This is a genomic window from Corynebacterium sp. L4757, from assembly GCF_043673995.1.
In the GTDB taxonomy this organism is placed as follows: domain Bacteria; phylum Actinomycetota; class Actinomycetes; order Mycobacteriales; family Mycobacteriaceae; genus Corynebacterium.
Map to the genome: position 1 here is coordinate 103,289 of NZ_JBIMEN010000008.1, position 12,718 is coordinate 116,006.

The following is a 12,718-nucleotide window of genomic DNA, read 5'->3' on the forward strand; positions in this document are numbered from 1 at the left end:
TAGAAAGTAACCCTTTGCTATGACAGATACCCATCCCGCTCCCGCGGAGCTCTCGGCGTCTGCACGATTGGCGGCAGCAGCGCGGTCGTTGAAACCTAACCAGTACAAGGTGGCGCAATATGCGCTGGATAACCTAGATACGGTTGTGGATATGACGGCGCAGGAAGTCAGCGAGAAAGTCGGCGTGGGCCGTGCGACCGTAGTACGCACTGCACAGGCGCTTGGTTATGAGGGATTTCCGCAATTTCGTGTGGCCTTGGCACGTGAGATTCCGCAGCCACAGAATGAAGGCAAGGGGATTGCAGCGGCTGCCGCGGCGGTTGCAGCGAGCCTGCAGGCATTGGTGATCGATGAAGCAGAAGTTAATAAGATCGCCGAGCTACTTGCCAACGCGCGTCTGGTACAGGTGACCGCGCATGGCATGTCTGCGCCATTGGGGACGACCTTAGTGGCGCGGCTAGTCAGCGTTGGCATACCAGCTGTTATGCACCCGGACCACACCACGGAAAATATTGCTGCGGCGGGCTTGAGTGAAGATAGCGTGTGCGTGGCTATTTCTGGCTCAGGCGTTAATAATCCGACTATTCGCACAGCTAGCCTAGCTCAGCAGGCGGGCGCTCAAGTAGTGTCGTTGACATCATTCTCACGCACGCCGCTAACGGAAGTTTCAGACCACAGCCTGATTATTCCGAAAGCATATAGCTCTTTCCGTGATGAAATTTATCATGCCTCCCGCGTGGAGCTGCTCTTCGTTTGTGAGCAGCTGGCAGAGCGTACCGCGGCGGTCTTGCCGCCACGGACGGATACCTTAGATATCGTGAGCGAAGGGCTACGCGAGTAGCTTTACTGAAACTCCGCCGGCCATTCGCCGACGATGGTCAGCGTTTGCGTTGCACGAGTGAGTGCCACGTAGAGGTCATTGATACCCAGGGGACTGCGATTGATGATCTCAGTTGGGTTGATCACCGTGACGTGGTCGAACTCCAAGCCCTTGATTTCTTCAACATTGCTGACATCAATGACCGCATGCAGGCGTCCTTCTTCATCGGTGAAAGTGCCAGCGTGCGTATTATCCGGGACGGTATCCAGGAATATCACCGCTTCGCCATCGCGGATGGACTCTGTTGGCTGCGCGTTGTCACCCACAGTGAGTCGCACCTTGTGCGCCAGATCTGCGATGGGCTGCGGGGTGCGATAGTTGACGGTCAATTGGTGGATGCGGAAACGCTCGCCCACGAATTCACCGAGGGTATCTTCCCACGCGTCGACACCGGCGGGTGAGCTGGTTTGGCCCGTATCACCCACGACGGTCATCCACCGCGATGGGGTGCGGCGAAAGACCATGCGCCACTCCATGGGGGTCAGCTCCTGTGCCTCATCAATGACCACATGGCCATAAGCCCAGGTGTAATCCGCGCGGGCGCGGTCAGCAGTAGAACGGTGGTCAATGGTTTGCTGACGGCGTGCTAGTGCCTCTGCGTCAATGACGTCATGGGCGGAAAGGATTTCTGCCTCAAACATGTCATCGTCATTATCGGTGGACATTGATGAGGACAAGATCTCAAGAGCATCTTCGGCATCCGAGACTTGTTCTTTCCAGGCCTGTCGTTCAGCTTCTTCCTGAGCCTCTACATCGGGCATGCCGATGAGCACAGCTAATTCATCAAGGAGTGCTACATCAGATGCCGACCAGGCTTCGATGCCATCAAACTGTGTGGGGCGGAACAGTGCCTCACGGGTTTCATCATCATAATCAGCCGCGGCCTGGGCAATCGTGTCTTCGGAGCCAAGCAGTTCGGCCAACACGAATTGTGGGGTCAGCTGTGGCCAGAAAGCATCAATCAGTTCTTGAACGGCTGGGGTGTCGGAAAGATCATCAAAAAGCTGATCCACATCTGCTCGCGAAAGCAGGTTTTGACCTCCTAAAGGATCCGCGCCGATCTTTTCCGCCATTTGTTCAGCTAGTGATTGCACGAAGTGGTCGATGAATGCGCCGCGCGCATCATTATGAGGCTTGCGTGAACGCCGAGCGCGAGTACGCGCTGCCTTGACCATCTCCGGGGTGGCAGTGAGGTAGAGCTGCTCCACCTTGAACGTGATGGAATCTCCAGGCACTACCTGGTAGGCGCGCAACGCATTACCGAGGATATCCACCATCGCATCAGAGCCCTTGATTTCGCGGGTGACCAATGAATCTTGCAGTGTTGCAGTTACACCAGGGAAAAGCTCCGAAATGGTAGACAACACGACGCCTGTTTCGCCGAGCTCAGGCAGAACGCGGGAAATATAGTCCAAGAAAGTGGAATTAGGACCGAGAATCAACACGCCCGTGGAAGCCAGGCGTTCACGGTGGTTATACAGCAAGTATGCGATACGGTGTAGCGCTACTGCGGTCTTACCAGTGCCCGGGCCGCCATCAACCACCATGACGCCGCGGCGCTCATCGCGAATGATCTCATCCTGCTCACGCTGAATCGTTTCCACAATTGAGCTCATGTGCGAGGTGCGGGCACGCTCCATGGCGTGATGAAGCGCGGTCTCACTTGTGATCGAGGTGGAATCGGTTGGTTGAGCTGATGCTGCTAGCTCGCGGGAAAGGACTTCATCGGTAATATCAACAACGGTGCGTCCCTTGGTGCGAATGTGGCGGCGGACTGCGACATCTTCTGGTTGGGCGGTAGTGGCCAGGTAGAAAGGCCGTGCCATCGGTGCGCGCCAATCCAACAGCAACGTGCGGTAATCATCCTCGCGGGCGTCCAAGCCCATGCGGCCGATATAGCGGCGGTCAAGACCTTCCTCAGTGGGATTATCACCTGGAGCATTGACATCCACGCGGCCGAAGACCAAACCCAATTGGGCTAGGTTCAATCGGTCGAGCTTGCCTTGCAGCAAATGGTATTCCGTTTCACGGCGCACCAAGGCATCGGAGTCGGGGTTAGCTGGGTCTACATCCGCCTGGACTTCATTAAGTCGCTGATTCGCATCAGCGACTTCCTTATCAAGGCGGTCAAAAAGCATATCCACGTATGCCTGCTCATGGGCGATAGCGTGGTCTTTTCCTGCGAAATCAGGGGAGGAGGAATGAGGTGTTGACGGCGAGGTCACGGAGGGCATCAACTTCCTTGGGTTGAGAAAAGATGAAAATAGAACAACGGCCCAGCATACAAAAAGCTGAGCCGTTGTGGTTAATGCGTTCTAAGCAAGCAAAAACTAAATGTTCTTGCCAACCTTCTTGATTGCCTTAGCAATCTTCTTGTCGGCTTCCTTCTGGAACTTATCAGCCTTCTTATTCCACTTCTTCAAGGAGCCACCGGAAGACTTCTCAGCCTTATTCAACGCCTGGTCTGCCTTCTGCTGTGCCTTGGAAGCGTTCTTAACTACGTTCTTGCGTGCAGTCTTTGCATTATCCTCGGCGGCAGCCAGCCAGTCACCAGCATTGTCATTGACAAAGCCACGCGCGGTGTTGGAGTAATCCTTGGCGGTATCACGCACATTAGCGATCAGACCTTTGCCAGCATCCTGCCAATCATCCTTGTTGTCATCAACATAGGTGCGAGCCTCATCAACATAGGACTTCGCAGTGTTGAGCAAATCCTTGCCGGTGTCCTGCCACTCATCCTTGTGGTCATCAACATAAGAGGTCACGCGGTCGGTGGTGTCCTCAAACCAATCCGAAGCCTTATCGGTCAACTTCTGGGTCTCAGACTTGGTTGGGAGCGCAGCCTGAACCTTCTTGCCGGTACGCTCACCGGCCTTCTGTGCACGCCAGCGCAAAGATGGCTTGCCTTCCAGATCCTGGGTGGTGATAAAAAGAGCGCCCAGAAGTGCAGTGTTGGTGATCAGAGAGTTGCGGCTCTCATCCTTTTCCTGCTTGGAATCAGCAGACCAGAAAGCATTAGCGCCAATGAGTGCTGGCAGGGTAGTGCCAGCGAGTACCGCAGCGGAGGTACGTGGAGCCTTACCAATAGCCAGCAGGGAGCCTGCGCCAACGCGGGCACCAGCTAGAGCACGGGATACGAGCTCAGGATCATTAGGGACAAAACCCGAGTAGTCCTTTGGCAGAACCTTGCGCAGACGCTGCAGCAGGTTTTCAGTTTCTTCTACGTGCTGCTCAGGGTTGCGGAAGGTGTCAACACCGTCCCACACGAAGTAGGACGCGAGCATTGGTCGGGCGATCTTGCGTAGCATGTTGTTTTAGCTCCTTAAATAAAGTTCGCAAACTTTTCTAATAATCCAGTGTACGCATTTTGCAGCAACTGGTGCTAGGAATTTTATGTTTAGCAGGTAACTTTAATGTTGCAATTACCAGCGGCGGTCCCACCAATCACCCAGGTGGGGACGTTCATCGCCAAGCGTGGTATTTTTGCCGTGACCTGGCCACACCACAGCCTCATCGGGATAGATATCAAATAGACGCTCAGTCACGTCCTTATAGAGACGGACAAAGTCACCTTCCGAGGTGGTCTTACCTACGCCGCCAGGAAAGAGTGAATCGCCCACGAAGAGCTGCGGAACACCGTCGAGGTCTACCGCCAAGCACACGCCGCCTGGGGTGTGGCCGCGCAGAATAATGACGTCATGCTCACGGCCGCCGAACTCAATGACATCATCGTGGTTGAGCTCCACGTCGACAGCTGCGGGGAGGGCAGGGGCATCCAAGAAAGCAGAGTAGTGTGCCGCGCCAGTTTTCTTCAGTACTACTTCGAGCGCGCGGACGTGATCCCAGTGGCGGTGGGTCGTGAGAACTTTCGTGATTTTCACCCCGGCGTTCTCAGCCATCTTGAAGATAGCGGCTGCGTCATCAGCGGCGTCAATAAGCAGGCCTTCTTCTCCTGCTGCCAGTAGGTAGCAATTGTTGTCCATCTCGGAAACGGAGATGTGATGCAAAGTAATATCGTTCGTCATATCTCCCACCTTACGGGTATGTTCGATGAAGAGTAGAACAAAAGACATCCAGAGGAAGAGAACAAGGAACAAGTGGCTGATCGTTTAATAGTCCGCGGTGCACGTGAGCACAACCTCAAAGGGGTGGACATTGATGTCCCGCGCGACAAAATGGTGGTGTTTACCGGCCTGTCTGGCTCAGGCAAGTCTTCGCTGGCCTTTGACACTATTTTCGCCGAAGGGCAGCGTCGTTATGTAGAGTCGCTGAGCTCCTATGCGCGCATGTTCTTAGGCCAGATGGATAAGCCGGACGTTGATTTTATTGACGGTCTATCGCCGGCAGTGTCGATTGACCAGAAATCCACTAACCATAACCCGCGTTCGACCGTGGGTACGATTACGGAAGTCTATGATTACCTGCGTCTTCTTTTCTCCCGTGCAGGTACCCCGCACTGCCCGGTGTGTGACGCAGTCATTGAACGTCAGACGCCACAGCAGATTGTGGATTCTGTATTAGCGCAAGAAGAGAAGCTGAAATTCCAAGTCCTGGCTCCTATTGTGCGTAAGCGCAAGGGTGAGTTTGTGGATCTGTTCGAAGATTTGGCTTCACAAGGCTTCGTTCGTGCAACGGTTGATGGAGAGCTTATTCAGCTTAATGATCCACCGAAGCTTAAGAAACAGATTAAGCACGATATCAATGTGGTGGTTGACCGCCTCCAGGTGAAGGCGTCGTCTAAGCAGCGCTTGACCGATTCTGTCGAAACTGCGCTGCGGCTTGCCGATGGCTTGGTAACCATCGATTACGTTGATAATGTGGAGCTCACCCACACCTACTCCGAGAAGGCCTCGTGTCCGAATGGACACACGCTGACGATTGAGGAGTACGAGCCACGTGCGTTCTCCTTCAATGCGCCTTTTGGTTCTTGCCCTGCCTGTGATGGCATTGGCACTAAGACTGAGGTGGATTTGGATCTTTTGATTCCAGACAAGGATGCGCCAGCAGTAGATGCTATCCAGCCATGGTCTTCTTCGCCTAACTCGAAGTACTTCGTCAAACTGGTAGAGGGCCTGGGCAAGGCTTTGGACTTTGATCCGAATGCGCCATTGAGCTCTTTGACCGAGGAGCAGCGCGACGCACTGATTTATGGCTCCGATGAAGAAGTCAACGTTCGTTATAAGAACCGTTATGGCCGCCAGCGCAATTGGACCGCACCTTTTGAGGGCGCAATTGGCTTCCTCGAGCGCAAGCTAGAACAAACCGATTCCGATTGGGCGAAAGACCGTTTGCTGCAGTATACGCGCTTGGTTCCTTGTCCAACCTGTGAGGGCTCGCGTCTGCGTCCGGAAATTTTGGCTGTCCGCCTGGCTGCGGAAGGCTTCGATGAGCTGTCCATCGCTGGCTTAACAGCGCTGTCGATTGAGGACGCGTCGAAATTCCTGAATTCCCTGGTTCTGGGACACCGTGAGGAAATCATCGCTGGTGCAGTACTGAAGGAGATTCAGGCACGCCTGCGCTTCCTGCTAGATGTGGGCTTGAACTACCTGACCCTCGACCGTGGTGCATCGACTCTCTCTGGCGGCGAGGCACAGCGTATTCGTCTTGCGACTCAAATTGGCTCGGGCCTAGCGGGCGTGCTCTATGTCTTGGATGAGCCATCGATTGGTTTGCACCAGCGTGATAACCATCGTCTGATTCAAACGCTTAAGCGTCTGCGCGATATCGGCAACACCTTGATCGTGGTTGAGCACGATGAAGACACGATTCGGGAAGCGGACTGGCTGATCGATATCGGCCCGCGCGCTGGTGAATACGGCGGCGAGGTTGTTTACCAAGGCGAGCCGGAAGGCATCTTAAAGTCGAAGGACTCTTTGACCGGACAGTACTTGTCCGGAGCAAAGAAACTCGGAGTGCCCGATAACCGCCGTGAGATTGATAAAGAACGCACCTTGAAGGTCGTGGGTGCGCACGAGAATAACCTGAAGAATATTGACGTGGAGATCCCACTAGGCGTTCTCGTCTGTATTACTGGTGTCTCTGGTTCCGGTAAATCGACCGTAGTTAATCAGATTCTGGCGAAGACTCTGGCGAATAAGCTTAACCGTGCCCGCCAGGTTCCGGGCCGCGCTGTGCGCGTTGAAGGCGTGGAACACCTTGACAAGCTAGTCCAGGTGGACCAGTCACCAATTGGCCGAACTCCACGTTCGAACCCAGCAACCTACACTGGCGTCTTCGACAAGATCCGTAATCTCTTCGCCGAGACCCAGGAGGCAAAGGTTCGTGGCTATAAGCCAGGACGCTTCAGCTTCAATGTCAAGGGCGGTCGCTGTGAAGCCTGCCAGGGCGATGGCACCATCAAGATTGAGATGAACTTCCTGCCGGACGTGTATGTCCCATGTGAGGTCTGTGATGGAGCACGCTACAACCGCGAGACCCTAGAGGTGCTCTACAAGGGCAAGAACATCGCAGAAGTACTCGACATGCCAATTTCTGAGGCATCAGAGTTCTTTGAGCCAATCAAGTCCATCCACCGCTACCTGGCAACCTTGGTGGATGTTGGTCTGGGCTATGTCCGTCTGGGACAGGCTGCTACTACCTTGTCTGGTGGTGAGGCTCAGCGTGTGAAGTTGGCGTCTGAACTGCAAAAGCGCACCAATGGCCGCACCATCTACATCCTTGATGAACCAACCACTGGTTTGCACTTCGAAGATATCCGCAAACTCATGCTGGTTATCCAAGGTCTGGTGGATAAGGGCAACTCGGTTCTGATCATTGAACACAACCTGGATGTCATCAAGGCAGCCGACTGGATCGTAGACATGGGACCTGAGGGTGGCAATGGTGGCGGCACCGTAGTGGCAGAAGGCACACCTGAGGATGTCGCTGCAGTGCACGGCTCTTACACCGGGCAATTCCTCAAGCCGGTACTGGAAGGCCAGTAGGCATTTAATGCGTTGACTGGTCTAAGGTCAGTTGACGTGATTGCAACTGCTACATCGCCACGTTTTCGGCGATTTACCATTCTGACCGCAGGTTTGTTCACAACCATCGCCCTTGCGGCCGGTTGTGCAGCACCTGGCGAAGACGCATTCGATTCAACACCAACGACGACCGCCATATCTGCTGATGACCATGACGCTGACTTGGCGGTTTTGGAGGAAGGCAATGTGGAAGAAGCGCTGCAGCAGATTGTTGATGACGTCGAGGAAGACTTCGGCGGCACAGTATCTTTAGCAGTCGAAGGTGATGATTCGGCTCATCTCGCGGGTTCCGACGGCAGTGAACCAGCATGGTCCACGATCAAGGTGCCGATTGCTATTGCGGCCCTACGTGATGGGGCGCCGGAAGAACTCGTGGATTCTGCTATCAAAGAATCTGATAACGACGCTGCCTACACCTTGTGGCAGCAAGTGGAGTGGGCCGAAGGAAGCGCTCAAGAAAGCATTGAAGCACTCCTTAATGATTTCGAATCCAATGTAGAGATGGAGCAAGCCTTTGGCATGTCTACATGGAAAGTAAAAGACCAAGCACGATTCGCATCGCGGTTGGGTTGCGTGCCGGAATTCGAATATGTCTATGAGGCAATGCAAGACATTGTGGACTGGCAGCAGTGGGGTTTGGCCACACTCGAGGGCGTGCACTCTAAGGGCGGTTGGGGATTAGATGACACCAATGGCGTCTATACTTCCCGTCAGCTGGGTGTCATGCCGGTTGCCTCACAGAATGATGTCCCCGGTGGAGCCATCGGCGTTGCGCTGTCGATGTCGTGGGATACCTGGGGGCAGGATTCTGATGCTGCCGAGGAAGCGGGCTATGACTCAACCGAGGACCTGGCTGCCGCTGCACTAAATGAAATCGCACTGCGCATGGAAACGGTCATTGAAAAGGCATTGGAAACTGGTCAGCTTAAGGCCGTCGATGACTGCATTAAGGCAGAGGAATCTGCGGCTGAGGCATCGAGATCCAAGGAAGCGGCTAGCCCCGAAGAGTCCGAAGAAGCAGAATCTACTGATGAGCCAACGGCCACTGTGAGTTCTACTCGGAACCGCGGGGAGAGCGATGACGCAGAGTAGAAGCATGTTCCGATTTGGCGATTGGGAAAACGAGTGTTAAAGTTAGCTCCACTACCGCCCGTAGCGCCATTTTTCAGGAGCATCGGGTCGCAAGCGGAGCTTCTCCCACCTCATTCCGCACAAGTTAGCTTGTGAAGGATACAGGTAAAAGGTAACTAAGTTAGACCTTCGCGAGTATTCGTGGATGAACCTGCTTAGCAACTTTTGAAGCTCCCGGCTGCAATGATGGAAACATCACGCAGACCGGGTTTTTCTCGTTTGTGACGTGGTAGGCGAACAATCTTATCCCTTCTCACTTAGGAGACATACAATCAGCTCTGAAGCTCGCATTAATGAGCGCATCCGAGTACCAGAAGTACGTCTGGTCGGTCCCGGAGGCGAACAAGTAGGTATCGTTCACACGGATGATGCGCGAAAGCTCGCATTCGAGGCAGACTTGGACCTGGTCGAAGTTGCGCCTAACGCTAAGCCGCCTGTCGCAAAGATCATGGACTACGGCAAATTCAAATACGAGCAGGCTCAAAAGGCCCGCGAATCTCGTAAGAACCAGCAGCAGACTGTGGTCAAGGAACAGAAGTTCCGTCCTAAGATCGATGATCATGATTATGAGACCAAGAAGGCTAACGTTGTTCGCTTCCTGGAAAAGGGTTCCAAGGTTAAGGTGACCATCATGTTCCGTGGCCGTGAGCAATCACGTCCTGAACTTGGTTACCGTTTGCTGGAGCGTTTGGCTGCAGATGTCGAAGAATTCGGCGTCGTAGAGTCACGCCCTAAGCAGGATGGTCGCAACATGACCATGGTCTTGGGTCCAAACCGCAAGGGTAAGAAGTAGCCCGAAAAGTTCAATTCGACGGTGTATCGGCGCACTTGAGTTCATCACTTGTGCCTTCTCGCCGCGTTATCGACTCGTCAAGGATTTAGGAATCTCATGAAGCAGAAGACCCACAAGGGCACCGCAAAGCGTATCAAGGTGACTGGTTCCGGCAAGCTGCGCCGTGAGCAGGCTGGCCGTCGCCACCTGTTGGAAGGCAAGACCTCCAAGCGTACCCGTCGTCTGAAGGGCACCGAAGCAGTTGCTCCAGCCGACACCAAGCGCGTAAAGCGCCTGCTTGGCCGCGCATAATTAGCGCCGAATCACCCACATATAGTTCGTCAAAGATAGTTAAGGAAGTAACACCGTGGCACGAGTAAAGCGCTCAGTCAACGCCAAGAAGAAGCGTCGCGCGATTTTGAAGTCCGCTAAGGGCTACCGCGGCCAGCGTTCCCGCCTGTACCGTAAGGCTAAGGAACAGTGGTTGCACTCTATGACCTACGCTTACCGCGATCGTCGCGCGCGTAAGTCTGAGTTCCGCAAGCTGTGGATCCAGCGTATCAACGCTGCAGCTCGCATGAACGACATCACCTACAACCGTCTCATCCACGGCCTGCGCCTGGCTGAGATCGAGGTAGACCGCAAGATCCTTGCTGAGCTTGCTGTCAACGACTTCGAAGCATTCTCCGCACTGTGCGAGGCCGCAAAGGCTGCATTGCCAGAGGACGTTAACGCTCCTAAGGCTGCCTAAGTCTAAGCCTTCAACATACGGCTACTTGAAAGCCCAAGCCCGTCACCTGATTGCCAGGTGATAGTTGGCTTGGGCTTTTCTGCTGCTTTATCCAAAAACGGTCTCATCGTTCGCGCTCATCCGGTCATAAGATCTACGCTTTAAGATCTAGAACTTTGTAAGAGTTCAATGATCGGGACGGCCACCTGGTCGTGAAATAGCGGCCAATATACGAATACTGAGGAAGGCGTGTTACTCCAGTGACGAATCCATATAACGCTTTTAATAATGAGCCACAGGACCCCTTTGGACTCGATGAGCAGCCACGCCCACAGTCCTATGCTGAGTATCAAGATGAACTCATGAATCCGCGCCCAAACCCACAACCACAGGCGCAGCAGCCATACGATCCTTTTGCGCAAAATCCACAGGCATCAGTTCCTTCACCCTATGCACAGCCTGGGATGGTCCAGCCGCAAGGCGAGCCAAAGTCTTGGGTTGTTACACTCTTGCTTACTGCGTTCCTAGGAAATTGGGGCGCGCATAACTTCTACCTCGGCTACCGAAATCGTGCGATTGCTCAGCTCACCATGACGCTCATTGGTTGGCTCACATCCATTATCTTCATTGGCTTCGTCCTGCTTGGCACTGTGGCTATCTGGGCATTCGTTGACTTCATTCGCGTCCTGCTTCGCAGTGGCGAATACGGATACGATGCCGGCGGCCGCTTCCTCACATAGTCACTTAATTAATCTCGCCACATCACACTTCCATGTTCGGGAATACAGTGCTACCATCGCCGACAGGAAATTTAGAAGCTAAAGTGATTTGACGTCTCCAAGGTGGCAGCGAGCGAGGCGACACTGCACGATCTTGAACTCAATCTTGCCGGAGGAAGCCTTGACAACTGCTACAGACAATGACACTGCCACAGGACATCAGGGGGCTGTGCTCAAAGGCTATAGCGTTCTACTACGTGTGCTTGCTGGGGCTTTGGCTGTGTTCATGCTTGTGAGCTGGCAGGAATCAGAATTTTTGCGCACCGGAATGCTCGCTAAAATATTGCCCACGCTGCTTATTATTGGGCTTACAATTGAGACTTATTGGCGGATGCGCCTAGCTAAGGTGGCCAGCACGTGGTCAACGGGGTTAATGGCGCTAAGCATTTCTGCCGCCGTGTGCTCAGTAGTTATGAGCGCGTCCGGAAGTACTTTCGGCTTTCTGGCCTTTTTCATAGCCATTGTCAGCATGTTCTATCTATATATGCTGTATATGTATCACACGGGGCCAAGGGAACCCGCGAACGCTGCAGCTTAATGCGCTAATAGTTCGATATCCGGGCATGCTTGGTAGATTAAACAGCATGGCATTGGATTTTGAACAGGCATTTACTGAACGCACGCCGCGCATTGTGAACGCGGCAAAGTTGCACCGGGCATCGGCTCGCAAGAAGGCCAATGCTTTCATCGTCGAAGGCGATAACTCTGTGGACGCGGCAGTCTCCACGGGAGCTGCGACAGACGTCTTTGTGACTGAACGTGCGGCGGAGAAATTCGCTGAGATTGTCACGGCAGCAGGCTACATGGATGTTTACGTTCACCCGATCACTGACCGTGCTGCAAAGTCATTATCGGATACACAAACCACCACGGGGATCTTCGCGCTCTGCACACCGGTGTTGTGGACGCCGGGCAAGATTCTTAATGGCAAGCCACGCCTGGTATCCGTGCCGGTGGAAACCTCTGAACCAGGTAATGCCGGCACCTTGATCCGTACTTCTGATGCTATGGGCGCTGATGGAGTCATTTTTGCTGGTGAAACGGTCGATCCGCTGGGGTCAAAGGTGGCTCGGGCATCGGCAGGCAGCTTATTCCATGTCCCAACGGCACGTGATACCAATGTGAAAGACGTTTTGGGCAAGTTGCGTTCGTCCAACCTGCAGATTCTGGCCACCGCACCGAGTGGTGATGCCACGTTGGATGAAGTTGACCTGACCAAGTCAACTGCATGGCTTTTTGGTAATGAAGCACATGGCCTGAGCCAGGAACTGCTGGAAGCTGCCGATATTCGCGTGAGCATTCCGCTGCGCGGCCGTGCGGAATCATTGAACTTGGCCACCGCGGCAAGCATTTGCTTGTATGAATCAGCCAAGGCACAGAACTCCTAAACCGGAGTTGGGATAACCCGCCACGTGATTGTGGTGGGGTAAGCGGCATGTAGTC

At 54.0% G+C, this 12,718-nt stretch carries 12 protein-coding genes; 9 read left to right on the plus strand and 3 right to left on the minus strand.

Annotated elements, in window-relative coordinates:
- The first annotated feature begins 19 nt into the window (after positions 1-19).
- On the plus strand, positions 20-841 hold the full coding sequence (locus ACG98I_RS10670; RefSeq protein WP_394720619.1) for a MurR/RpiR family transcriptional regulator: 822 nt from the start codon (positions 20-22) through the stop codon (positions 839-841).
- A 2-nt stretch (positions 842-843) separates the two neighbouring features.
- Here ACG98I_RS10670 and ACG98I_RS10675 read toward each other — a convergent pair whose 3' ends face one another.
- The 3 genes from ACG98I_RS10675 to ACG98I_RS10685 form a co-directional block, all read right to left on the minus strand.
- The gene (locus ACG98I_RS10675; protein WP_394720620.1) at positions 844-3,114 is read right to left on the minus strand and encodes a HelD family protein; all 2,271 of its coding nucleotides are present in this window, start codon (positions 3,112-3,114) and stop codon (positions 844-846) included.
- 96 nt (positions 3,115-3,210) lie between these two features.
- The gene (locus tag ACG98I_RS10680; protein WP_394720621.1) at positions 3,211-4,188 is read right to left on the minus strand and encodes a DoxX family membrane protein; all 978 of its coding nucleotides are present in this window, start codon (positions 4,186-4,188) and stop codon (positions 3,211-3,213) included.
- 114 nt (positions 4,189-4,302) lie between these two features.
- Positions 4,303-4,905: an MBL fold metallo-hydrolase gene (locus tag ACG98I_RS10685; RefSeq protein ID WP_394720622.1), complete on the minus strand. Its 603-nt coding sequence runs from the start codon at positions 4,903-4,905 to the stop codon at positions 4,303-4,305.
- 72 nt (positions 4,906-4,977) lie between these two features.
- Here ACG98I_RS10685 and uvrA point away from each other — a divergent pair, with 72 nt between their 5' ends.
- The 8 genes from uvrA to ACG98I_RS10725 all read left to right on the plus strand — a co-directional run bounded on the left by uvrA (position 4,978) and on the right by ACG98I_RS10725 (position 12,663).
- Positions 4,978-7,824, plus strand: coding sequence for an excinuclease ABC subunit UvrA (gene uvrA, locus ACG98I_RS10690; protein ID WP_394720623.1), 2,847 nt, complete (start codon positions 4,978-4,980; stop codon positions 7,822-7,824).
- 36 nt (positions 7,825-7,860) lie between these two features.
- A complete protein-coding gene (locus tag ACG98I_RS10695; protein ID WP_394720624.1) occupies positions 7,861-8,955 on the plus strand; it encodes a hypothetical protein in 1,095 nt (364 codons plus the stop codon).
- A 265-nt stretch (positions 8,956-9,220) separates the two neighbouring features.
- Positions 9,221-9,787 carry a translation initiation factor IF-3 gene (gene infC / locus ACG98I_RS10700; RefSeq protein WP_394720625.1) on the plus strand — a complete coding sequence of 189 codons (567 nt, stop codon included), beginning with the start codon at positions 9,221-9,223 and terminating at the stop codon, positions 9,785-9,787.
- 96 nt (positions 9,788-9,883) lie between these two features.
- Positions 9,884-10,078: a 50S ribosomal protein L35 gene (gene rpmI, locus ACG98I_RS10705; protein WP_066794305.1), complete on the plus strand. Its 195-nt coding sequence runs from the start codon at positions 9,884-9,886 to the stop codon at positions 10,076-10,078.
- Positions 10,079-10,133: 55 nt separating this feature from the next.
- Positions 10,134-10,517 (plus strand): 50S ribosomal protein L20, encoded by a 384-nt coding sequence (gene rplT / locus ACG98I_RS10710; protein ID WP_005323264.1) that lies wholly within the window; start codon positions 10,134-10,136, stop codon positions 10,515-10,517.
- 239 nt (positions 10,518-10,756) lie between these two features.
- Positions 10,757-11,236, plus strand: a complete 480-nt coding sequence (locus tag ACG98I_RS10715) for a TM2 domain-containing protein (RefSeq protein WP_394720626.1) — start codon at positions 10,757-10,759, stop codon at positions 11,234-11,236.
- Positions 11,237-11,369: 133 nt separating this feature from the next.
- On the plus strand, positions 11,370-11,813 hold the full coding sequence (locus ACG98I_RS10720) for a hypothetical protein (protein WP_394720627.1): 444 nt from the start codon (positions 11,370-11,372) through the stop codon (positions 11,811-11,813).
- A 46-nt stretch (positions 11,814-11,859) separates the two neighbouring features.
- Positions 11,860-12,663: a TrmH family RNA methyltransferase gene (locus tag ACG98I_RS10725; RefSeq protein WP_394720628.1), complete on the plus strand. Its 804-nt coding sequence runs from the start codon at positions 11,860-11,862 to the stop codon at positions 12,661-12,663.
- Positions 12,664-12,718 lie beyond the last annotated feature (55 nt).